The sequence below is a fragment of the Halodurantibacterium flavum genome, from assembly GCF_042681825.1.
GTDB classification, from domain to species: domain Bacteria; phylum Pseudomonadota; class Alphaproteobacteria; order Rhodobacterales; family Rhodobacteraceae; genus Halodurantibacterium; species Halodurantibacterium flavum.
On record NZ_JBHUGH010000009.1, the window covers coordinates 419,330 to 440,349 of the forward strand.

A 21,020-nucleotide genomic window follows, 5' to 3' on the forward strand; every position below is an offset into this window, starting at 1 on the left:
CCGTCAGTAATCGGCCGTCGCGGCCAGCGCTTGCCGGGTTTCGGCGGTCGAAAGCTGCTGGTTCAGCCGCTCGAACTCGGCCCGCGCCTGCATCCGGTTGCCGCTGTTCAGATAGGCATATCCCCGCAGCATCGCGAGATCGCGGCGCAGATGGCCCTGCAGCTGTTCGAGCGCGTTGAAATAGCTCACCGCCTGCGCGTAATCCCGCAGCTGATAGGCGCGCACGCCCCGCTGGTCGAGGATGATCGTCTCCACCTCCAGCCGCTGCTGCCCGGTCAGGTCGGTGACGGCGGCAAGGCGCGCGGCCTCTTCGGTCATGTTGTTCGCGAGATAGGCCAGCGCCATGCCGAACCGCGCATCGCGCGTCACGGTCGCGCCCAGCCCCGCCCGTTCCGCCACCCGGAACGCCGCCAGCGCCTCAAGCGAACGGTCGGCGTTATAGGCACACCAGGCCCGTTCATAAAGCACCTCGGCGGAACGCGGACGGGCGGACCGGGCAAGGCAGGAGGCCCAGTCACCGGCGCTTGCCGCCGCACGCACCTGCGCGATGCGGCCGTCGCCCCGGGCGGGCAATCCGGCGAAGGGCGACCCGGCCGAGGGGGCGGGCGTGGCGGCCTGTGCCGGCGGAGCGGCCTGCGGCTGCGGCTGCGCCTGCGGCGCGGGGGTCGCGGCGGGGCGCGCCGGTTGCTGGGCGGCAGGGGCTGCCGGCGTCGCAGTGGCGGGGGCAGTGGCGGGCGCGGCAGGCTGTCCACCCCGCAGCCGGGTCTGCAATTCGTCGAGCGTGGTGGCATTCGCCGGGAACCGGGGCCGCACCAGCGCGAAAAGCTCATCAAGCTGCGCCGGGCTCGCGATCACGCTCGCCTTTTCCAGCGTGGCGACGATTTCCGAAAAGTTGGTGCAGGAATTCAGAACGCCCCGATGGGTGGAAAGCGCATTCGCGGTGTCCTGCAACTGCTGGTGCATCTCGGCCAGCTGCCAGGCATTGTTCACCCGGTCGCAGCGCAGGAGCGTGGGCGTGTTGCGCGCGATGGTAATCGCATCCTGCGCCCGCCCTTGCGTCACCGCCTGGTCGAATTGCTGCTGCGCCTCGGTCAGTCTCAGCAGGTTCGTCATCTCGGCCGGCGGTGACCAGCCGGGATAGGTGCCTTGCGTGGTCTCGATGGTGCGGCGCGCCCCGGCCACGTCGCCCCGCGCGATCTGGCGATAGATCTCGTCGATCTCGACCGAGGGCTGCGTCACCCGCAGCGTGTTGATGTCGGCGGGCGGGGTCCAGTTCGGAAAGGCCGCCTGCAGCCGCTGCAACTCGGCCTGCGCCGAGGCCTGATCCTGCTGGGAAAGGTAAAAGCGCAAGGCCTCCAGATCCTGATCGCCGGGCGTCTGCCCCAGCGCGGGCAGGGCAAGGACCAGCGAAAGCGCCAGCGCCGGCACAAAGCTCAGATGGGGACGCATCTCGGATAGACCTCCACTTGGGCAATCATCGTCATCAGCTGCAACGTCGCGGGGTAGTAAGGCTGGTTGTCGGTAAAGGGCGGCATCGACGACCCGGCCATCCCGCTTGCGGCACAGCGCGCCAGCGCCGGCAGCGCGCCGTAGCCCACATGGGCGCTGCGTTCCTGCACGGCGCCGCTCAGCCGGTCGAAACGGGTGGGCGTGCCGTCCTCGTCGCCCGCCGCCGCCTCATGCGCCCGGCTGAACGTCGCCAGGGCCGCATTTTCCTGCGCTCCGGACCAGAGCAGGAACAAGGGCACCCGCATCGCTTCATAGCCGCTGTCGGCGGAAAACGCCTCGGCCGGACGCATCCCCTGTGCCGTCACCTCGATCCAGTCGGGCATCTGCGCCGCCTGCCCCAGTTGCGCAAGCAGGGCGAGCCCGTCATTCGCGCAGGTGGCCAGCGTCCCGATCCCGAAGGCCGAGGCCAGTTCCCGCATCGCGCGCGCCATGTAATAGGAGGGGTTGATGATGAACCCGTCCGGCGTGCCGAACCCCGCCGCGGCCGGCAGGAACAAGAGCCGCCCACCCCCGTCGGGATGTTCGACGATGCAATGGCTGGCAAGCGTCGTCGCGATCTCGTTCGCGCGGGCGGTGAGGGCCGGGTTCCCGAAGAGCCGCCCGCCCCGCATCAGCGCCCAGGCGTAAAAGAGATCGCCGTCGCTTGCGTTGTTGCGATCGGGCACGGGCGGATAGGTATCCGGATGCCAGCGCCAGGCCAGCAGCGGGTCCTGGCGCAGCGTCAGGTTCGTTTCGGTCCATTCATAGATCCGGGCAAAGGCGTCCTGGTCGCCGAATGTCACCGCGAGCGTCAGGCCGTAGCCCTGCCCTTCGGAATGGCTCGCGTCGTCCTGGGCGTCGTCGATCACCCGGCCCTCGGGCGTCATGTAACGCGCCTTCCACGCCTGCCAGCTTTGCTGCAGGGGATGTTCGGACATCACAAGCCCCGATTGCTGTGCGCCCGCCTGCTGCGCCTCGGACCTGCGGGCGCCGAACCCGGCCAGGCTGGCGCTTGCCCCTGCGGCCAGCGCCAGTGAAAGGGCCCTGCGTCTGTCGATCATCTCCGGCGCTCCCGTGTAGCCAGAACAAAGGTTAACGCAACAAGACCGGATAGCCAGGCAAGCACAAGCAGAATTCCCATGAACCCGAGCGGCGCCCATGAGGCGTAAGACCCGAGAACCACAGTCAGATTGGCGGCAGACAAGGGTTCGAGCATCCGTGGCGGCTGCGCCGGGTCGCGCCAGTTCGACCAGCTTCCATCAGCGCGCAGGACGGCGATCTGGCCCGCAGGCCCGCCCGCCTGATCGCGCGCGGCCGACAATTCGCCCGCAAGCCAGGTCAGGTCGGTGCGGGGCGCAACCAGCAGCCACAGCGACCGGGGCTGCGCGGGATCGGGCTGAACCAGTACCGCGACCCCCGATTGCGCGGCCAGCCAGTCTTCGGCCCGGCCCGCATCGTCGGTGACAAGGTTGCGCAGGAACAGGCGCGCCCGTTCCAGCGGCGGGACCTCATCCGCGCCTGTGGCCGTCCCGGCGGGACGCGCAGAGATCACGTTGACCAGCCCCTGCGCCGTCACACCCGTCAGCCCCAGCGGCATGAGCGGCGCATCCGCAGGACCGATCACCATCAGTTGCGGCGGCTCCGCGCCCTCCTGAACCGGGATCAGCGGGCGGATCATGCCCGCCAGCGGCAGGATGCCGGCGGGGCCGGGCTCGGGCGCCAGCGCCTCCGGGGGCGTGGCGATGCGCGACCCGTCGAGCCGCGCCAGCGCCGTGCCCATGTCCGCCATCGCCATGTCGGGGCTGTCGGGCACGGTCAGGTCCGTATCGCCATAGATCGTCAGCATCGGGCCATGACGCACCGGGCAGGGTTGGTCGGGCGGATCGCCGGGGATCATCGCCTCGAAGGTGATCGCATTCACGCCCGGGCGCAGCATCCGCGCGTTGAACCGGATCTGAAGCCGCGGCAGACGCTCCTCGGCCCCCGTATCGAGCGGCAGGAGCCGCACCGTCTCGCCGTTCACCTTGACGAGCAGGAGCGCACCTGCCGGCAGCCCGTCCGAGAATCCGTAGTCGAACCCCAGCTCGGCCTTTTGGGAGGCAAGGATCAGCCAGTCGTCGGGCATCCGGAAGATGACATCCGACCGGTCGTAATGCGCGGTCGTGCCGTGATCCGCATAGCCGAGGTCCGAAATCGGCGTCGTGACCCCCGGCTGCAGCAGCGCGGTCCGGGGCGGCGGCGGCAGGTCGGGAACCAGCCGGTCGATTTCCGACAGCGGCGTGCCCTCTTCCAGCACCAGCACGATCGCGCCGTCCCCGCCGCGCCGGAACCCGGTGCCGCCATTGCCCGCAGGCAGGATGCTGATCCGCGCCGCCGCCGCGGGCCCAGTCGCCGGGGCCCAGGACGACACCTCGCGCACCGGCAGATAAAGGCCCAGCCGGTTTCCGAGCCGCGCGGCGATGTCACGGGCAAGGGTGTCGTGACCCGGCGCGGGGCTGCGGATTTCCAGCGGCTGGCCGCGCGCCACATGGCTCGCGATGCCCGCCACAAAGGCCTCGGCATCCGGCAGATCGCCGAAATCGGCGACCTGGACGCCGCTCTGGCGCAGGTCCAGCTCGGACCAGAGCGAAAAGCTTACATCCGTGCCGCAGAATATCCGGTGGTGATGGCGAAAGACGATGCGCACATCGTTCACCCCGGGGCGCAGGTCGGTGCCCGGCAGGCTGACCCGGGAAAAACCCGCAAAGCTCGACGGGGCAAAGCTTCCGGCCTCGCGCCCGTTGACAAAGACCTGCACCAGCGACCGTTCCGGCAGCACGTTGATGGTGGAGCGATAGCTGAGCGTCAGCTGCGCCGCCTGCGTCATCGGCGGCAGGAACAGGCGGAACGCCTCGCTCGCATATTCTCCCTGCACGCGCAGGATGCCGTTCTGGTCGGCGGCGTTCGGAGCAGTGCTCAGCAGCGGCATGACGACCGGCATCCGCGGCTGCGGCGCCCGTCCGCCCAGATCCCGCTGGATCGGCGCGGGGGCATACTGTTCCGGCTCGGCCCCGGGTTCGGGCAGGGCCCCGCCCGAGGGCGGCACCGGCACGATCTGGATCAGCGGCGCTTCCTCGCCCTCCTGCGCGGGGGCGGGCAGCGCGAAAGCCCCCGCAAGCCCCAGCGCCATGAAAACGGCGCAGCACGTCCGCCGCAGACGGTCCTTCCGCGTCATGTGCCTTTTCCCATGTAACCGACGTCCTGCTCCACCGCGGCGGGCACGGGGCGGGGGGCTTGCGCCGCCTCTTCCACGAAATCCGCCCCGAAGGCGAGAAGATGCGCGCCGCGCCGCCGTGTTCCGGCGGTTGCCACACGCTTGCGCCGTGCGGGCTCGCGGGCGAAATCCATGAAGGTCTTGGGGATGGACCGCAGCGCCAGCCAGAAGACATAGCCCATCCCGGCCAGCATCCCCTTGCGCCGCTGCGAGAACTGGCGCACCCGCACCCAGTTTTCGCTGTCGCCAAAGATCAGATAGGCCACGGCCCCCTGCACGGCGACCGACTGGTTGGGCAGAAAGCTCAGCCCCAGCACGGCCCCTTCGGGGTTCGACCCGGCGGACCGGATCGTCGCGCGCACCGGCTGTTCGATATGCGGCGCCTCGGGCAGTTTCGGGCGGAACACGATGACGTCGCCCGGCGCAAAGCGGCGCTGCTGATCGGCGCTGTCGAACCGGCGCGGGCGCGCCACCAGCAGTTTCGCGCCGCTGGTCGAGGCGTCGAGCACGGTGCCGTCGAAGACCTCATCGGGGGCCCCATCCAGCCAGACGGTCGAGGGAACGTTGGTGTCCGTCCGGGGCGCGGCGCGGCGCTGCTGCTTTTCCGCGACCGAGCGCAGCGCGAGCGACACCAGAAGGAAGTTGAAGATCGCCCATCCGCCCACCACCATCAGCACCGCGCGGTCGCCCGGAAAGGCCACCCAGCGGATGCCAAGCGCGACAAGCCCCGCAAAGGTAAGCAGGAACAGCGTCAGCAGCGGCCAGTAGATCGGCGAGATATAGTTCTCGGCCAGCGTCTCGTCCTTGGCGGTCACGGCGAATTTCGCGGCCCGCGGCTTCCAGATCGTGCGGAAGATCGCGGTGGCGAGATAGGGCGCCTGCGCGACCTCGTAGATTTCGGAAATCAGCGGCCATCGGTAGCGCGCGAACAGGGCGTTCTGCACCATGAAGCTGATCGCCATATAGGTGAACACATAGACGGCGACCTCGTCGAAGGTCGAAACGAAGATCTCGATCCCGAAGAACAGGTAGATCAGCGGCGCGAGCAGAAAGGTCAGCCGCACAAGCGGGAAGAACCAGAAGCTCATGGAGTTGAGATAGCAAAGCCGCTGCGTCAGCCCCAGCCCGCGCCGGAAAAGCGGGTTCTTGAGCATCAGCATCTGCATCATCCCCGAGGCCCAGCGGCCCCGCTGCTGGATGAAGGAGGCAAAGGTTTCGGGCTGCAGGCCGCCGATCATGGCGCGGTTGATGTATAGGCTCTTCCAGCCGCGCGAATGGATGTCGAGCGCGGTTTCCGCATCCTCGGTGATCGTCTCGCCGGAAAAGCCGCCGACGCTGTCCAGCGCCTCGCGCCGCAGAACCGCCGCCGAGCCGCAAAAGAACGCGCCCCCCCAGCGGTCGAGCCCCCGGTGGATGAAGCTGTAGAACATCTCGTTCTCGGGCGGGCAGCGCGGGCTGAGGTCGAGGTTCCGCTGGATCGGGTCCTTGTTGATGAAGAAGTGCGGTGTCTGCACAAGAAAGAGCTTGGGGTCATCGACGAAATAGCCGACCGTCCGCGCCAGGAAATCCCGGCTCGGGACGTGATCGGCGTCAAAGACCACGACCAGATCGCCGTTCAGCCGCTCCAGCGCCGCAGACATGTTGCCGGCCTTGGCATGGACGTTGCGTTCGCGCGTGGAATAGGTCACGCCCAGCTCCGCGCAAAGCGCCTGCAGGTCGCGCCTGCGTTCCTGCGCCGCCTTGGCCAGTTCGGGGTTGTCGGACATGCAGCGCTGGTCCGTGCCGCCATCGTCGCACAGCACGACCGTGCGCTTGTGCGTGGGGTAGATCATGTTCTTCGCCGCCGAGAGCGTGACGCTCAGCATCTCGATCGGCTCGTTATAAGACGGGACCAGCACATCGACCGTCGGCAGATCGTCGGGCGCGACCTGCGGCGGCATGGGACGTTCGGTCGGGTCGGCCGTCAGCAGCGCGTTGAGAAAGAAAACCATGATCGCATAGGTCTCGACCACGAACAGCGCGACGGCAAAGATGAAATCCGGCGTCAGCCCCGGCGGCGGCAGCGTCGTCGTCAGCCGCCAGAACCAGTAGCGCAGCACGATCACGCTGGCCGTCGCCATCAACAGGAACCGCACCGGGCGCAGCTCGGACAAGGGCTTGAGAAGGGCGACGATGATCACCGCCGTCACCCCCAGCAGCCCTTGGGTGAAGGTCGAGGTCGGCGCCATCACCATGACCATGATCGGCACCAGCATGACCAGCCACAAAAGCAGCATCAGATAGGTCGCCGGTGCGGGTCTGGTCTGGCTGGTCGGCATGGTCCGGGCCTCTCTGGCGGTTGGGGTCAGGGCAGCGGCGCTGCAAGCGGCGACAGGTTGCGGTTGCCGCTGGCACGCAGATTGCCCGAGGTGGCCGGGAAATAGGCCAGCCGTTCATCCCGCAGCGGAGCCAGCGCCTGCGCCGGCGTGCCCTCGACACAGTTGCGCATCATCACGTCGATCACCGTCGTGCCCTGCGGCATCACCCGTCCGGCCTGCGTGATCCGGCGCAGGCCCAGAACGCAGATCGTGTTGACGCCCGACCGCTGCTCGGCCCAAACATAGGGGCCAAGACTGTCCTCACCCGAACTCAGGTCGCCGTCCCGGATCTGGGTGAAGGGATAGGGCGCGCCGCCCGTGCGCTCCAGAAACTCCGACAGGCGCAGCGGAGCGGTGGACCGTCCCGGCGCCCGCGCCCGCAGCCACAGAAAGTTGTCGCCCCGCAGCGAGGTGTTGTTTTCCAGCGCGATACGCTGCTCGCCATCGGCGCCCACCACCCGTTCGATGGTGATCAGGCTCTCGGGCGCCCGCACCCAGGACCGCGCCTCGGGCACGACCACATATTGCTGCGTTTCCTCGGATGTCTGCTGGATGGCCTGAAAGGGCGACCGGACCGTCATCGGCCGGACCGAGAAATCCCCGCAACCCGCAAGCAGAACGCCCATCGCGCCCACGACCCAGGACCCGCGCAGCCAGGCTGTTCCCATCCGGTTCCGTCCTTTGCTCACAACCCACCTCACCTCGTTTTTCCCCAGCCTGCCAGCATGGGGCGTCTCAGGCAACTCTGACGACCGTTTGCGGGAACACGCGGTCAAACTGGTCAACACGTCTGGTTCCGGAGGAGGACTCACCGTCCTTCGGATTGCTTTGGGTCCAACCTTGATGGCTGATGGTCACAGGGGGACGGATGCGCATGAAAAACGCGCGGAATCCCCTAATTTCGTCCTTAACTTCGGCATTCGCCTCCGGTCAAGAACTCTAACGTCTATGTAACAAGGTTCTCCAACAGGACCGCCCACCTGTTGCGCGCGGATGACAGTTCCGCATTGCAGTGGCATCCGAATTACGCAGGATTCCCAGCGCTTGGCAGGGGTCACACCCCCGCAGCGGGCACGATTCGGTTCCGCCCCTGCGCCTTGCCCGCATAAAGCCGGCCATCGGCGGCGGCAAAGACCGCCTCGAATTCCTCGCCATCTTCGGGCCAGGTTGCGATCCCGGCCGAGAAGGTGACGGCGCCCTGCCCGTCCGGGCCGCCACCGGGATGTTCGGCCGAGAGCTTGACCTGGGCCTTTTCCAGCGCCGCCCGGGCGACGGTGGGGGCGAAATCGGGGAACATCACCAGAAATTCCTCGCCGCCCACGCGGAAGATCGGGCAGGTGCTGTCCACGGCGCGTGCCAGGATCTGCCCGAAGGACCGCAGCAGCCTGTCCCCCTCGGCATGGCCATGGCGGTCGTTGAACGCCTTGAAATGGTCAAGGTCGATCACCGCCAGCGTCACGGTAACACAGCCGCCCCCCTCGTCGCCGCCCGGCCCGTCGCGGAAGGCGTCGAAGTAGCCCGGAACCGCGCGGCGGTTGTAAAGCCCGGTCAGCGGGTCGCGGTTCACCAGCTGCTCCAGCCTTTCGCGCAGGGCCATGTTCTCGGCCAGCCGGCGCTCGTTTTCCTGCAGCGTGTCTTCCAGCCGGCGGGTATGGCGGCGGGCCTCGGTCACCTCGACCAGCAGCAGCACCTGCCCGGCCTGCCCCGTGGTCTGCAAGGGCCGGTCCATCGCCATCTGCTGCAACTGATAGAACCGGCCGCCGATCTGCAGCTCGCCGCGCCGGCCCGGCCGGTCGCTGTCGCGCGCATCACGCAGCGCCGCGGCGATCAGCGGCCATTTCGCGACCGGTGCCCCGATCCGCCCCGAGGCCGCCCCCGGCAGCGCCAGCGCCGCCGGATTGGCGCCCACCACCACCTCGTTCTCGTCGAGGATCAGCACCGGGTTCGGCATCTTGTCGAACAGCACCGCCCGCGCGACCGAGGTGATGTCGAACATCCGGCTGGAAAAGATCAGCCAGGTCAGCAGCACAAGGACCAGCGCGAACAGGAACGGCGTCGGGTCGAGCTGCATCACCGTCACGTCAAAGACGATATAGGCGATATTCGCGATCACCGGGCCGATGGTGATGAAAAAGAGCAGCAGGAAATGGCTGCGGAACGCGCTGACCGTCCGGAAGGCCGCGTAGAGAACGACCCCGACGCTGACCACCAGCGGGATATAGAGATAGATCGCCGCCAGATGAAAAAGCGGCCCGTGATCCATATAGGCGGCGGGGCCGATCGCGGTTTCGACCAGATGCGTCCCGGGTCCGTAGAAAAGCAGGTGCACCGGGTTCGTTGCGGTGACCAATGTTGCAAGGACCGGCGGCACCACCAGAAACAGCACTCGGCCCGGCCCATAGGCCGACCTGCGGCTGAAGGCATAGTCGAGGATGAAGAACATCCAGCTTGTGGGAATCACCGCAATCGCGATCCAGGCTGCCGAGGACCAGAAGACCTTGCAGTCGAGCGTGTCGGACGCGACCTCCAGCGTCAGCGTGGCCAGCCACCAGACCACCGCGACGATGGTCAGCAGGAAGCCCGCGCGCCCGTAGAAAAAGGGCTGGTTCGCGATCCAGCGCGCCAGCAGCGCCATGCCGAGCATGATGGTGGCGGCAAGGGCCGCGGGCGCCTCGAACCGGGCTGGCAGGAAACACTCGATCAATCACAACTCCTGCGTCGGCGTCCCGCCCGTCGTCGCATCCGGAAAATCATTCGCTGGAAAATACCGCCATCGTGTTGCTGTTGCCGGGACGAGCGGCAATTTTCAACCATTTTTGTCCCGGAAGCGGTCAATCCGATCTTTTATTGCGCGGCCGCCCGGGATCGTCCGGGGCCCGCCCGAGCGTCTGCCGGATTCTTCGGCAGAAACGGCCGGAAAAACCGAGGGCCTGCGACCGGGCGCGGTGGCCTCTCCTTATGGGCCCGAGGTCTCTGCGTGGACCCTCGGGAAACGCCGTTGCCGCAACAGGACAGCCGCGCCCGTGAACCTTCGCTGTGGAACTTTCCGGCGAAACTTTTCGCCCCGCACACCCCTGCCCCCTTGCGGCGGCGACCGCGACAGCACAAGTTGCTCGGACGGTCGTATCCCCGGCCCGGATGACGTGATCTTGGACTACATTCTCGTGCTGGCCGGACTGATCGGCCTCTTTGCAGGCGGCGAATTCCTCGTGCGGGGCGCCGTGGGAATCGCGCGGCGCATGGCACTGCCGCCCCTGCTGATCGGGCTCACCGTGGTGGGCTTCGGCACCTCCACCCCCGAGCTTCTGGTGTCCGTCGATGCGGCGATGCGCGGCGTTCCTGCCATCGCGATCGGCAATATCGTCGGCTCGAACATCGCGAACATCCTGCTGATCCTCGGGCTTTCGGCGCTGATCTGGCCGATCCGCGTCGCCGGTTCGACCCTGCGGCGCGATACCGCCGTGATGATGGCGGCGGCAATCGTGCTGGTCCCCGTCTTCGCGATGGGCATGATCGCGCGGCCCGCGGGCCTCTTGCTGCTGGCGGGTCTCGCGGCCTATCTGATCCACGCCTATCGCCACCCCGGCGAAGACCCCGCCCCCGACGATACCCCGCCCCCCGGCCTAGCCGCCTCGCTTTTCTGGGTGGGTGCAGGGCTTTTGGCGCTGGTTTTTGGCGCGCGGTTTCTGGTGGACGGGGCGGTCGCGATCGCGCGCGATCTCGGCGCGTCCGAGGCGTTCATCGGCCTCACCATCGTCGCCGTGGGCACCTCGCTTCCGGAACTTGCGACTTCGCTCATCGCCGCCCTGCGCCGCCAGTCGGAAATCGCCATCGGCAACGTGGTGGGCTCCAACATCTTCAACGTGCTGGGCATCCTCGGGCTCACGGCCGTGATCGCCCCGGTTCCGGTCGAGCCGCGCTTCCTCACGCTCGACCTGCCGGTGATGATCGTCGTGTCGGGCGCGCTGACGGCGCTCCTGCTGCTGCGGCCCTCGGTCGGACGGGGCATGGGCGTCGCGATGCTGGTGGCCTATGCCGCCTATATCTGGATCGCGCAGGGATGATGCGAGGCCGGGATTGACCTTTTCGCCCAGCAAGGCTTGGCATCCACGGGCAAGTCCGGCACCATAGCCCAAACGCGGTAGGGGCGCAGATGCGCGTGGTAGCGGCGAACGGCCAGCGACTGGCCACGGAAAGTTTCGGCCATCCCGGCGATCCGGCGATGCTTTTGATCATGGGCGCGACGGAATCCATGTTGGGCTGGCCCGACGATTTCTGCACGATGCTTGCCGGGCACGGGTTTCACGTCATCCGCTACGACCACCGCGACACCGGCGGCTCGACCACCCTGCCCCCCGGCACGGCGCGCTACACGGTCGAGGATCTGGCCGCCGACGCGCGCGCCGTTCTCGATGGCCATGGGTTGGCGCGGGCGCATCTCGTGGGCATGTCGCTGGGGGGTTATCTGGCGCAGATGCTCGCGGTCACCGATCCGGCCCGGGTTCTGTCGCTGACCCTCATCGCCTCGGAACCGCTGGGCTGGGACAGCCCGGCACTGCCGCATATGTCCGATGACATCCTTGCCCATTTCGGCGGGCTCGCGACGCTCGACTGGGACGACCTCGCGGCGGTCAGGTCCTTCCTTCTCCGAACACGCGAACTCTGTGCCGGTCGCGCCTACCCGTTCGACAGGGCGGCCGAGGAGGATCGGATCGACCGCATCCTCGCACGCACCAGCAGCCTGCCCAGCATGTTCAACCATGCGAGCCTTGGCGGCGAGAAGGACTGGACCGGCCGGTTCCGCGACTTCCGCTGCCCGGTTCTGGTGATCCATGGCTCGGACGACCCGGTGCTTCCCTCAGAAAACGGCCAGGCCCTTGCAGGCAACATTCCCGGCGCCATGATCGAGGTGCTGACCGGCGCGGGGCACGAACTTCCCGCGCCCCTTCTTCCCCGGATCGCCGGGCGGATCGCCCACCACGCGCGACAGGCCAACCCCTGAGGGCCATCCCTAGCCCTTGCTCTTGTGCTCCGGCTTGCCCTTGCGGCTGGTCGAAGCCATGTCGCGCAGCTCGCTTTCGCTCATGGATTTCTCCATGCTTTTTGACGCGCCTTTCAGGTCGCTCTTCTTCGCGTCGCCGCGCTTGGCGGCCAGCGCCGCCCCCGCCGCCTTTTGCTGTGCCTTGGATTTCGCCGGCATGATTGTCCTCCTCTCCGGACCAAAACTCAGATCCTCAACGTCGCGCCCACCCGGCAAGGTCCAGACCCCCGCCCGGCTCCGGCAAATGTGACCGCGCCGGACGGGGCCATGGGCGGAAATCCGGCTGCCCGCCTGCCCCCTTGCGCGGCCAACCGCCGCAAACGGCAGCATCAACGGAACCGGATTGCCGTTTTTTCCGTTCCCGCACCATAAGCCCGACAAAAAGAACGGAGCGCGTGATGCAGCGTCTGGAGATCCTGGACGGCATGAGAGGGTATTTTCTCCTCTTCATGACCCTCAACCATCTCGTCCTTCAGGGCGGGCTGTGGCTGGTGGAGATTAACCATCGCCAGTTCATGTTCGTCGAGGACGCGCAGGGCTTCGTCTTTCTCTCGGGCTTCCTGATCGGTCTCATCCAGGCCCGCCGGATGGAGCGCAAGGGCACCAGCGCCGTACGCGCCAGCATCAACAAGCGCGTGTTCGAGCTTTACCTTTATGCCATGGGCCTGATCGCGCTCGCGATCCTTGCGCGCGACTATCTGCCCGGCGGCGTCATCGCCTTCCGCAACTGGATCGGCACGGCCGGCGCGATGGAACCGGAACGCCTGATCGCGATCGCGACGCTGTTCTTTCAGCCGACCTTCATGGACATCCTGCCGCAATACATCATCTACCTCGCCGTCTCGCCCCTGGTGATCCGGCTGGTGATCGACGGCAAATGGGCGCTGGTGATGACCGTCTCGGTTCTTTTATGGGTCGCGGCGCAGCTTGGCCTCGCGCGTGCGGTCATCCCCGCGGTCAGCGAGGCACTGCGCGCCTCGGACGATCAGGGGGTGCGCGTCAGCTTCAACCCGATGGGCTGGCAGATCGTCTTTGTGACCGGCACCGTCCTCGGCACGCTGACCGTGCTGCGGCGGATCGACTGGAACCGGGTCTTTGACCCGCGTGACCCGGTGCTGCCGCTCTGCGCGCTTCTGATCGTGCTTTTCTTCCTGCCGCTGCGCCTCGCCACCGCCCATGGCTTCATGCCGGAAGAGGTCGCGCGCCGCTTCGGCCCGATGGAGGTGCGATCGGCCTTCGGTCTGGTCTATCTGGTGAACTTCGTGGGCGTCGCCGCGCTGCTCACTTGGCTGGTGGTCGCGGGCCCCCGCGCCGCGCAGGGCTGGATACGGAAGATCGCCGGCTGGCTCCGGGCGCTCTTCATGTTCGCGCCGCTGCGGATGGTGGGGCGCCACTCGCTCCAGATCTATGCATGGCATGTCGTGCTGGTCTATGCCGCGCGCTGGTTCGATGCGCAGATGGGGCCGCTGACCGTGGCACAGCGCACGATGCTCGCGCTTGTGGTCCTGATGCTGATGCCCCTGCCCGCGATCTGGCGCGAGGGCCGTCTGGCCCGCCAGCGCCCCGCATGACCCTGCACCCGCATGACGTTAATAGCGTGAAGCAGACCCCATGAACTGGATCGCCGATAACGCGGGCTGGATCAGCCCGCTCGCCTCGGTGCTCACGCTTCTGGTGTGGGTCGTCTACCTGCAGCTTTTCCTGATGACCTATCTGCGCCAGCGCCGGACCGAGATCCTGATCAGCATCGGCGCGGGGCGGGGCCTTGGCGCCCGTTGTTTCGTAGCCAATCTGGGGATGGAGCCGATCTACATCTCCGACATCCTCCTGACCGTGGGGGCGGGCGACCAGCAGCACCGCGCCGCCGTCACCGAATGCAACGAGGTTCCGCGCGAGGATCTGAACACCCCCGCCTCTGCCACCAATCAGGGCCCGCTGCGCGCCGCCCAATCGCATGATATCGGCGCCTTCGACACGCTGATCGCCCGCGCCCGCAACGCGACCGGCGCACCGCTGGCGGAATCCGACCTGCGCGAGCTTCGGGTTCTCGTGATCGGCTGGACCGCCTCGACCGCCACGCTGGTGGCCGCCGAACGCAGCTTTGACATCGTGGCCGACACCAGCACCCCCAACGGCGCCCCGCGCGTCCGCCCGAACGACCTGCGCACGCATCAGATCCGGTCGTTCTTCGTCCGCCGCAGGCTCCAGCGCGAGATGGCCGAACGGCTCTAGCCGCCAGTACCTTCGCGAGTGCCCTCACCTTCACGAGTGCCCTCGGCCGCCCCTTCGGCCGTGATACCCCCGATCCGCGTCGCCAGCCGGTAATCGGTCAGTTCCTCGGGCATGAGAATATAGATCTCCTGCGGCGGCGTCAGCAACGAGGGGCGCATCAGCCTCAGGTCGATCTCCATCTCCTCCAGAAAGGCCATCACCTCGCCCTGCCCCCGCTGGATATCCTCGACGGCCATGAAGACCGGCAGAAAGGTGTTCTCGCCATAATAATGCTGATGCACGCCCACCCGTGCGCCGGGGTCCACCGCCCGTTCCACCCCACCGGCGAGCATATAGGGACAGGCCGACAGGCAGATCCCGCCATCGCCCACCGCGGTATCCGCTCCGATCGCACGCAACCGCCGTCCGATTTCCAGCGCATCGAAAACCGACCCGCCGGGGCTGTTCAGCGCGACCAGTTCGGGCGCGGGGTCCATCGCCTCCAGTGCCTCGGCCAGCCGGGTCGCGTCACCCGGGGCGATCCCGCCTTCCAGCGTCATACGGCTGCCCGAAACCTCCCATTGCAGGCGCGTGGGCATCCGGTCGGCGCCGGGCGCCTGAAACGGCAGGCCAGGGCGGCGCGGGGTCTGGTAACGGCGGGTCTGGTCCCCCGGCACCACCGGCTGGTCGAGCGCGGGCGCCGGGCTCGTCGCCCGCATCAGCCCCGGCAGCGCGTCACCCATCAACAGGACCGCCCCCAGCGCGATCTGCACCCCCAACATGAGCCTTATGCCCCGCGCGGCGGTCATCGGCCTGCGCTGACGCGGCGCACGCGGTTTGGCGGCCCGCGCGGGCGGAGCCTCCGCCGCACCGGAACCCGCAGCCCCGGAGCCCGCAATCCCTCCGGCCCCCTCCACGGTCTCCGTGGCGCTCATCGCCCGATCCCCGGCCCCATTCCGGGTTTCAGCGGCTCGACCCGGCCCCCGGCCTCGGACGGGAATTCAGGCGCGACAGGCCTGGCGGCGCGCGGGGGCGCCGCGGCCTCGGCCTCGTCGCGTTCCAGCGCCCGCCAGGCGGCGACCGCGCGGCGCATCTCGGCCACGGTCATCATGTCCTCGGTCCGGCTGTCGCCCCGCGCCCCCCGGATCGCGCCCTGCGTCACCGCAAGGATCAGGACCAGAACCGCCGGCAACAGGTCGATGGCGATGGCGCCGGCCCAGCTCGGCACGAAATTCCCAGCATAAAGGATCACCGCATCCGCGGTCGAGATCGGTGTATAGACCGTCTCGGCCGGGGCCTGCATCGCCAGCACCTCTTCGGCGGCGCGGGTCAGGGTCGCGGCCCGCTGGCCCAGCACGGCCATGACGGAATCGATGGTTGCCGCCTGATCGCTGCGCGCCGCCGCACTCCGCCCGTCCAGATCCGGCAGCACGACCGAGGCCGCCAGATCCTGCGCCGCCCGCTGCACAAGGGGCGCGACCGACAACTGCCGCAACTGCGCGATCAGCCCCGCCAGCCGCACCGCCTCTTCGGAAAACTCGACCGAGCGTGCCTCGACCGGTCCCGGCTCCACCGTCAGCGCCCGCATCCGGCTCAGGATCGCGTTGCCTTCCGCAAAAGCCCGCTCCACCTGCGGCCCCTGTTCCGCGATCTGGTTTTCCAGCGCCAGCAGTTCCGCCGATTTCTGCCGCAGCACGCGAAAGACCGCACCCCGCCCGGCCAGCCCCGACAGATCGCCGCTCGCCTCCTGTTCCGACAGATCCTCGAACGATTGCCGCACCCGCGCCACATCGAGCTGCAGGCCCTGCGCCGCCAGCGCGATGGCATTGGTCCGCTCCAGGCTCGACTGATAGTCCTGCACGGTGCGCGCCAGATGCTGTTCGACCGCCGCCGCCCCCGCCAGCGCCGCCGCGTTCAGCCAGGACGACATCGCGATGATGGCCAGCGATCCGAGCCCCATCGACAGCATCAGCCCGACTCGTGCCGCCCCCGTCCGCACCGCCGGCAGGATGCGCAGCAGATAGGACCAGAAGACAAAGATCGCGACCGAAACGGCAATCGAATAGGCCATCGCCGCCAGCACCGTCCAGCCGCCGTTATCGACCAGCAGCGACGAGACGCCCAGATAGGTATAGATCCCCGAGGCGACGGCGAGCACCCCGAGCGCCGGCCCCGTGATCGCGTCGAGCCAGGCCACATGCCCCTCAAGCTCGCGCGCGTTGCGCAGCCCCCGCGCATTGGCGCGCATGTCGGCGGAATGCTCCGCCCCGTCCCCCTTGCGACCCTCACCGTCCCAGGCTTCTGCCATCTTGTCGTCCCTGTTCCCGCACCCGCGCCGGCCGCCCGGCATCAGCGAAAGACTATGCTGTGGGTCGGAAAAAGCCACAAATCAACTATGCGGCAGCCCCGCGCTGCAGCAATGTATGCATCAGTGGCAAAATATCCCTTGTTTTCGCCATTTGAACGCTATATGCCCGCTTCAATGTATGCACGGAAGGGAGGTCCGATGCCGCTCACCGCCGTTCTCATCCCCGGCCTCGTCTCGGACGCCCGCGTCTGGCGCCCGCTCGCGCGCGCCCTGCCCGATGCCGTCGCGCTCCACGATGCCGACCTGCGGGCGATGACCTCGATCACCGGCGCGGCGGAACGGCTCCTGTCCCTCATCGACGGCGACCTTCTGCTTGCAGGCCATTCGATGGGCGGACGGATCGCACAGGAAATGGCCCGGATCGCCCCGGACCGGATGCGCGGCCTCATCCTCGCCAATACCGGCCACAATTCCCGGCGTGAGGGTGAGGAGCCGAAACGTCAGGCGATGATCGAGCTTGGCCATTCCGGCATGGACCGGCTGACCGACCAGTGGCTGCCGCCGATGCTCGACCCCGCCCGGACCGATGATGCGGCCCTTGTGGCGGACCTGCGCGCGATGGTGCTGGCGGCCACCCCCGACCAGCATGAACGCCAGATCCGCGCCCTTCTGGACCGGCCCGACGCGATGCCGCATCTGGGCGCGATCCCTTGCCCTGTCCTTCTGCTCACCGGGCGGCAGGACGGGTGGAGCCCCGCCGCCCAGCATCAGGAAATGGCCGACCGCATTCCCGATGCAGAACTCGCCCTCATCGACAATGCCGGCCACTTCGCGCCCGTCGAACGGCCCGAAGCCGTGGTCGCCGCCGCCATGGACTGGATCACACGAAAGGTTCCCGCATGACACATCCTGCGCCCAAGGGGGCGATCCCCGACACGCCCCTTTTCGACCGCGACGCCTCGATCCGGGGCTATCGCATGAACAAGATGGCGATGGCCCTTGGCGAACCCGCCAATCGCGACGCCTTCCGCGACAACGAAGAGGCCTATCTCGACCGCTTCGGCCTCTCGACCGAGGAAAAGGCCGCCGTCATGGCCCGTGACTGGCATGAAATGGTCCGCCTGGGCGGCAATCTCTTCTTCATCCTGAAAATCTCGGCCGTCGATCCGGTGCCGATCACGCAGATCGGCGCGGCGCAGGCGGGCATGGAACATGGGGCGTTTCTCGCCCAGCGACTGGGAAAGGTCTGACACATGGCGCAAATCATCGGCGGGCTGGGCACCAGCCACGTTCCCTCGATCGGCGTGGCGCTTGATCGCGGGTTACGCGACAGCGCGGACTGGAAGCCCTTCTTCGATGGCTATGAGGTGGGCAAGGACTGGATGCGCGCGGCGAAACCCGATGTGGCGGTGGTGATCTTCAACGATCACGGCAACAGCTTCTTCCTCGACCGCGTGCCGACCTTTGCCGTGGGCGTCGCGGAAACCTACAAACCCGTTGACGAAGGCTGGGGCCCCCGCGCGATCCCCGAATTCAAGGGCGCGCAGGATCTCTCGTGGCATTTCGTGGACAAGCTGGTGGAACGCCATTTCGACCCGCTCGTCTGTCGGGAAATCGACGTCGATCACGGGCTTCAGGTCCCGATGGAGCTTTTCTTCGGCCGCCCCGAGGCATGGCCGGTCAAGGTCGTGCCCGTCTGGGTCAACACGATCCAGTATCCGATCCCCACCCCGCAGCGGTGCTGGGACATGGGCCGCGTCCTGCGCGAGGCGATCGAAAGCTGGCCGGGCGACGAGCGGGTCGTGATCCTCGGCACCGGCGGCCTCTCGCATCAGCTTCAGGGCGCGCGCGCGGGTTTCATCAACCGCGAGGCCGATCTCGCCTGGCTCGACGGGATCGCCAACGACCCCGAGCATTACCGCAACATGACCCGCGAGGACTATGTGGAGCAATTCGGTTCGGAAGGCGCGGAACTCATCATGTGGCTGGTGATGCGCGGCGCGATGGATGCGCGCGTGAACCTCGTGCACAAACATTACCATGCCCCCGCCTCGATGACCGGCGCCGGCATGGTCGTGCTGGAAAACGCCTGATGTTCGTCCTCATGCGTTGTCTGCATCGCCCCGGTCAAGACGCCGCCCGCGACACCCACCGGCCCGCGCATCGCGCCTGGGTCGGTTCGGGCGGCGAGGGGCGCGTCTCGGTCCTGATCGGCTCGGCGCTTCTGGGCCCCGATGGCGCCTCGGTCGGAAACTTCGGCGTGCTGGAGGCCCCCGACCTTGCCACCGCCCGCGCCTTCGCCGAGGGCGACCCCTTTCACAAGGCGGGCATCGTCGCCCAGATCGATCTCACCCCCCTGCCCGACACCTTTCAGGCCGACCGTATCGCAAACCCCATGAGCCCGCGGCTGTAAGCTTCGAGTCCCTCCGGGATTGCCACACGCTGCCCCTCGGGCGCGGGCCTTGGAACGCGAACATGCGTCGCGCCGCAGTTGTGGAGATGCTGATGCGCGGGCCGGGTGGAGCGGTTCACTATCTGCGGATTTCGCCTTGGGACCGCGCATCCGCTGGGCCAATCCTGTCAGCGGATGCCTAATGGAGCGGATAGCGAGCAAGCGGTTCGTAATGCGCACCGCCCCGTCCCAAATGCGACTGGAAAAGGGTCAGTTCCTCGATCCGCACCGGATCGGTGCCGAACCCCGCCATCTGCACCATCGCCGCCCGCAGGCGCGGCAGATCCGCCGCCTCGGGGGCAAAGCGGCCCAGCGTCACATGCGGCACGAACCGGCGCCGCTCCAGCTCGCAGCCCGCGCGCCGGACCGCCGTCACGACCTTCTTTTGCAGCGCGGCCAGCGCGTCATCCGGGGCGACCCCGGCATAGACCAGCCGCGGGCGATCATCGCCAAAGCTGTCCACCCCGCTCAGCCGCAGATCTACGGCGCCCGCCCGCATCCCTTCCAGCGCATAATGCACATCCTCCAGCAAGGGTTCGGGCACCTCGCCCAGGAAACAGAGCGTGAGGTGATAGTTCTCTTCCGGCTCGCGCCGCGGCAGGGGCAGCATCTGCGACAGGATGGCGAGGCGGCTGCGAAGCACCTGCGGCAGGTCGAGGGCGACAAAGGCGCGTATCACAGCGGTTCCTCATCTCGGCGTCACATGGCAGGGACAGGCGGACTTGATCCCGGCCGCGAAACAGATATTTGAATGACAAAGCCCAAAGGTCCAGAGATGATCCGCTTTACCCTGAAATGCGCGAACGACCATGCGTTCGAAAGCTGGTTCCAGTCAGGAAATGCCTTCGACACTCTGCGCTCGCAGGGGCAGCTGACCTGCCCGTCCTGCGGCAGCATCCGCGTGGATAAGGCGCTGATGGCCCCGGCGGTCAGCACCTCGGAGAAGGTGCCGCCGGCCGAAGCCGGACCCTTGCCCGTCCCCGCACCGGACCCGAGGCAGGAGGCGCTCGCCGCGCTCCGCCGTCATATCGAGGCGAACTCGGATTACGTCGGCATGAACTTCGCCGCCGAGGCCCGGGCGATGCACTCCGGCGAGGCCCCCAGCCGCCCCATCCATGGCGAGGCAAAGCTGGAAGAGGCCAAGGCCCTGCTGGAAGAGGGCGTGCCCGTCGCCCCCCTGCCCTTCCTGCCGCAACGCAAGCTCAACTGAAAGGCGCAAGGATGACCATTCTCATCACGGGGGCGGCCCGCGGTATCGGGCGCGGCCTGCGCGACGCCTATCTGGCACAGGGGCAAGAGGTCATCGGAACCTGCCGTGGTCCCGCGCCCGATCACGGCGCCTGGCTCTCGCTCGATGTGCGCGACCCGGCGGCGCATCGGGAAATGGCGCTGGCGCTTGGCGGGCAGCCCCTGTCGCTTCTGGTCTGCAACGCGGGCATCTACCCGGACAAGGGCCAGCGGCTCGGGGACGGGTTCGCCGCCACCGACTGGGCCGATGCCTTTGCGGTGAACGTCACGGGCGTCTTTCTGACGGTACAGGCGCTTTTACCGAACCTCCGCGCGGCGCGGGGGCGTATCGCCATCATCGCCTCGGCCATGGGGTCCGATACCCGGGCGCCCGGCGGCTCCTACATCTATCGCGCCAGCAAGGCGGCGGCGCTGAACCTCGGGCGGAACCTTGCCACCGACCTGAAGCCCGACGGGATCGCGGTCGGCATCTATCACCCCGGCTGGGTGCGCACCGACATGGGTGGCGCGGCGGCCGAGATCGACCTGGAAACGGCCACGGCGGGCCTGATCGCCCGGTTCGAGGAACTTGCCCCCGACACGACCGGCCGCTTTCTGGCCTATGACGGTACGCCCGTCCCCTTCTGAAACGGCCCGCCGCCCCCAAAAGCGGCACCTTGCAA

The 21,020-nt window shown here is 67.8% G+C and carries 20 protein-coding genes; 10 read left to right on the forward strand and 10 right to left on the reverse strand.

All coding sequences use genetic code 11. From position 1 onward, the window contains the following. Positions 1–3 precede the first annotated feature (3 nt). The 6 genes from ACFSGJ_RS12690 to ACFSGJ_RS12715 all read right to left on the reverse strand — a co-directional run bounded on the left by ACFSGJ_RS12690 (position 4) and on the right by ACFSGJ_RS12715 (position 9,802). Positions 4–1,449 carry a hypothetical protein gene (locus ACFSGJ_RS12690; protein WP_390262306.1) on the reverse strand — a complete coding sequence of 482 codons (1,446 nt, stop codon included), beginning with the start codon at positions 1,447–1,449 and terminating at the stop codon, positions 4–6. Beyond that, positions 1,434–2,549 (reverse strand): glycosyl hydrolase family 8, encoded by a 1,116-nt coding sequence (locus ACFSGJ_RS12695; RefSeq protein WP_390262308.1) that lies wholly within the window; start codon positions 2,547–2,549, stop codon positions 1,434–1,436. The genes ACFSGJ_RS12690 and ACFSGJ_RS12695 overlap by 16 nt, the downstream gene beginning before the upstream one ends. Further along, positions 2,546–4,702 carry a cellulose biosynthesis cyclic di-GMP-binding regulatory protein BcsB gene (locus tag ACFSGJ_RS12700; RefSeq protein WP_390262311.1) on the reverse strand — a complete coding sequence of 719 codons (2,157 nt, stop codon included), beginning with the start codon at positions 4,700–4,702 and terminating at the stop codon, positions 2,546–2,548. Before ACFSGJ_RS12700 ends, ACFSGJ_RS12695 begins: the two co-directional genes overlap by 4 nt. Then, on the reverse strand, positions 4,699–7,059 hold the full coding sequence (bcsA, locus tag ACFSGJ_RS12705) for a UDP-forming cellulose synthase catalytic subunit (protein WP_390262314.1): 2,361 nt from the start codon (positions 7,057–7,059) through the stop codon (positions 4,699–4,701). The genes ACFSGJ_RS12700 and bcsA overlap by 4 nt, the downstream gene beginning before the upstream one ends. Positions 7,060–7,085: 26 nt before the next feature. Further along, positions 7,086–7,766 carry a hypothetical protein gene (locus ACFSGJ_RS12710; protein ID WP_390262316.1) on the reverse strand — a complete coding sequence of 227 codons (681 nt, stop codon included), beginning with the start codon at positions 7,764–7,766 and terminating at the stop codon, positions 7,086–7,088. Positions 7,767–8,152: 386 nt separating this feature from the next. After that, positions 8,153–9,802, reverse strand: a complete 1,650-nt coding sequence (locus ACFSGJ_RS12715; protein WP_390262318.1) for a histidine kinase N-terminal 7TM domain-containing diguanylate cyclase — start codon at positions 9,800–9,802, stop codon at positions 8,153–8,155. Between the two features lie 439 nt (positions 9,803–10,241). Between ACFSGJ_RS12715 and ACFSGJ_RS12720 the strand changes: the two genes are divergently transcribed. Together ACFSGJ_RS12720 and ACFSGJ_RS12725 are read left to right on the forward strand one after the other, a co-directional pair. Next, positions 10,242–11,162: a calcium/sodium antiporter gene (locus tag ACFSGJ_RS12720; protein ID WP_465262133.1), complete on the forward strand. Its 921-nt coding sequence runs from the start codon at positions 10,242–10,244 to the stop codon at positions 11,160–11,162. Positions 11,163–11,251: 89 nt separating this feature from the next. After that, complete coding sequence (locus tag ACFSGJ_RS12725; RefSeq protein ID WP_390262323.1) at positions 11,252–12,100, forward strand: alpha/beta fold hydrolase; 849 nt, start codon at positions 11,252–11,254, stop codon at positions 12,098–12,100. 9 nt (positions 12,101–12,109) lie between these two features. Here the strand turns inward: ACFSGJ_RS12725 and ACFSGJ_RS12730 are convergent, their stop codons facing one another. Continuing rightward, positions 12,110–12,298, reverse strand: a complete 189-nt coding sequence (locus tag ACFSGJ_RS12730) for a DUF3008 family protein (RefSeq protein WP_390262325.1) — start codon at positions 12,296–12,298, stop codon at positions 12,110–12,112. A gap of 239 nt (positions 12,299–12,537) precedes the next feature. Here ACFSGJ_RS12730 and ACFSGJ_RS12735 point away from each other — a divergent pair, with 239 nt between their 5' ends. Together ACFSGJ_RS12735 and ACFSGJ_RS12740 are read left to right on the forward strand one after the other, a co-directional pair. Then, positions 12,538–13,710: an OpgC family protein gene (locus ACFSGJ_RS12735; protein ID WP_390262327.1), complete on the forward strand. Its 1,173-nt coding sequence runs from the start codon at positions 12,538–12,540 to the stop codon at positions 13,708–13,710. Positions 13,711–13,750: 40 nt separating this feature from the next. Further along, on the forward strand, positions 13,751–14,371 hold the full coding sequence (locus tag ACFSGJ_RS12740) for a hypothetical protein (protein ID WP_390262330.1): 621 nt from the start codon (positions 13,751–13,753) through the stop codon (positions 14,369–14,371). Here ACFSGJ_RS12740 and ACFSGJ_RS12745 read toward each other — a convergent pair. Both ACFSGJ_RS12745 and ACFSGJ_RS12750 read right to left on the reverse strand, forming a co-directional pair. Further along, positions 14,368–15,285: a COG3904 family protein gene (locus tag ACFSGJ_RS12745; RefSeq protein ID WP_390262332.1), complete on the reverse strand. Its 918-nt coding sequence runs from the start codon at positions 15,283–15,285 to the stop codon at positions 14,368–14,370. The genes ACFSGJ_RS12740 and ACFSGJ_RS12745 overlap by 4 nt on opposite strands. Continuing rightward, positions 15,282–16,598 carry a hypothetical protein gene (locus ACFSGJ_RS12750; RefSeq protein WP_390262387.1) on the reverse strand — a complete coding sequence of 439 codons (1,317 nt, stop codon included), beginning with the start codon at positions 16,596–16,598 and terminating at the stop codon, positions 15,282–15,284. The genes ACFSGJ_RS12745 and ACFSGJ_RS12750 overlap by 4 nt, the downstream gene beginning before the upstream one ends. 258 nt (positions 16,599–16,856) lie before the next feature. On the opposite strand from ACFSGJ_RS12750, the gene ACFSGJ_RS12755 reads away from it, so the two are divergent. Genes ACFSGJ_RS12755 through ACFSGJ_RS12770 form a run of 4 tightly spaced genes read left to right on the forward strand, consistent with a single transcriptional unit; the run spans position 16,857 to position 19,071 of the window. Then, positions 16,857–17,561: an alpha/beta fold hydrolase gene (locus ACFSGJ_RS12755; RefSeq protein ID WP_390262335.1), complete on the forward strand. Its 705-nt coding sequence runs from the start codon at positions 16,857–16,859 to the stop codon at positions 17,559–17,561. Then, positions 17,558–17,908, forward strand: a complete 351-nt coding sequence (locus ACFSGJ_RS12760) for an extradiol ring-cleavage dioxygenase (RefSeq protein WP_390262338.1) — start codon at positions 17,558–17,560, stop codon at positions 17,906–17,908. Before ACFSGJ_RS12755 ends, ACFSGJ_RS12760 begins: the two co-directional genes overlap by 4 nt. A 3-nt stretch (positions 17,909–17,911) precedes the next feature. Beyond that, entirely contained in the window at positions 17,912–18,751 is an 840-nt protein-coding gene (locus ACFSGJ_RS12765) for a class III extradiol dioxygenase family protein (protein WP_390262341.1), read from the forward strand. Continuing rightward, entirely contained in the window at positions 18,751–19,071 is a 321-nt protein-coding gene (locus ACFSGJ_RS12770; protein WP_390262344.1) for a YciI family protein, read from the forward strand. The genes ACFSGJ_RS12765 and ACFSGJ_RS12770 overlap by 1 nt, the downstream gene beginning before the upstream one ends. 178 nt (positions 19,072–19,249) lie before the next feature. Here the strand turns inward: ACFSGJ_RS12770 and thpR are convergent, their stop codons facing one another. Continuing rightward, the gene (gene thpR, locus ACFSGJ_RS12775; RefSeq protein ID WP_390262347.1) at positions 19,250–19,789 is read right to left on the reverse strand and encodes an RNA 2',3'-cyclic phosphodiesterase; all 540 of its coding nucleotides are present in this window, start codon (positions 19,787–19,789) and stop codon (positions 19,250–19,252) included. A gap of 96 nt (positions 19,790–19,885) precedes the next feature. On the opposite strand from thpR, the gene ACFSGJ_RS12780 reads away from it, so the two are divergent. Further along, positions 19,886–20,320, forward strand: coding sequence for a DUF1178 family protein (locus tag ACFSGJ_RS12780; protein WP_390262390.1), 435 nt, complete (start codon positions 19,886–19,888; stop codon positions 20,318–20,320). A gap of 11 nt (positions 20,321–20,331) precedes the next feature. After that, entirely contained in the window at positions 20,332–20,985 is a 654-nt protein-coding gene (locus ACFSGJ_RS12785) for an SDR family NAD(P)-dependent oxidoreductase (protein WP_390262350.1), read from the forward strand. Positions 20,986–21,020: the final 35 nt, after the last annotated feature.

Bases quoted from the DNA above. Each gene is read 5' to 3' on its own strand.
- ACFSGJ_RS12690 (WP_390262306.1), bottom strand. From the start codon at position 1,449: ATGCGTCCCCATCTGAGCTTTGTGCCGGCGCTGGCGCTTTCGCTGGTC.
- ACFSGJ_RS12695 (WP_390262308.1), bottom strand. From the start codon at position 2,549: ATGATCGACAGACGCAGGGCCCTTTCACTGGCGCTGGCCGCAGGGGCA.
- ACFSGJ_RS12700 (WP_390262311.1), bottom strand. From the start codon at position 4,702: ATGACGCGGAAGGACCGTCTGCGGCGGACGTGCTGCGCCGTTTTCATG.
- bcsA (WP_390262314.1), bottom strand. From the start codon at position 7,059: ATGCCGACCAGCCAGACCAGACCCGCACCGGCGACCTATCTGATGCTG.
- ACFSGJ_RS12710 (WP_390262316.1), bottom strand. From the start codon at position 7,766: ATGGGAACAGCCTGGCTGCGCGGGTCCTGGGTCGTGGGCGCGATGGGC.
- ACFSGJ_RS12725 (WP_390262323.1), top strand. From the start codon at position 11,252: ATGCGCGTGGTAGCGGCGAACGGCCAGCGACTGGCCACGGAAAGTTTC.
- ACFSGJ_RS12730 (WP_390262325.1), bottom strand. From the start codon at position 12,298: ATGCCGGCGAAATCCAAGGCACAGCAAAAGGCGGCGGGGGCGGCGCTG.
- ACFSGJ_RS12735 (WP_390262327.1), top strand. From the start codon at position 12,538: ATGCAGCGTCTGGAGATCCTGGACGGCATGAGAGGGTATTTTCTCCTC.
- ACFSGJ_RS12740 (WP_390262330.1), top strand. From the start codon at position 13,751: ATGAACTGGATCGCCGATAACGCGGGCTGGATCAGCCCGCTCGCCTCG.
- ACFSGJ_RS12745 (WP_390262332.1), bottom strand. From the start codon at position 15,285: ATGAGCGCCACGGAGACCGTGGAGGGGGCCGGAGGGATTGCGGGCTCC.
- ACFSGJ_RS12750 (WP_390262387.1), bottom strand. From the start codon at position 16,598: ATGCGCGCCAATGCGCGGGGGCTGCGCAACGCGCGCGAGCTTGAGGGG.
- ACFSGJ_RS12755 (WP_390262335.1), top strand. From the start codon at position 16,857: ATGCCGCTCACCGCCGTTCTCATCCCCGGCCTCGTCTCGGACGCCCGC.
- ACFSGJ_RS12760 (WP_390262338.1), top strand. From the start codon at position 17,558: ATGACACATCCTGCGCCCAAGGGGGCGATCCCCGACACGCCCCTTTTC.
- ACFSGJ_RS12765 (WP_390262341.1), top strand. From the start codon at position 17,912: ATGGCGCAAATCATCGGCGGGCTGGGCACCAGCCACGTTCCCTCGATC.
- ACFSGJ_RS12770 (WP_390262344.1), top strand. From the start codon at position 18,751: ATGTTCGTCCTCATGCGTTGTCTGCATCGCCCCGGTCAAGACGCCGCC.
- ACFSGJ_RS12780 (WP_390262390.1), top strand. From the start codon at position 19,886: ATGATCCGCTTTACCCTGAAATGCGCGAACGACCATGCGTTCGAAAGC.
- ACFSGJ_RS12785 (WP_390262350.1), top strand. From the start codon at position 20,332: ATGACCATTCTCATCACGGGGGCGGCCCGCGGTATCGGGCGCGGCCTG.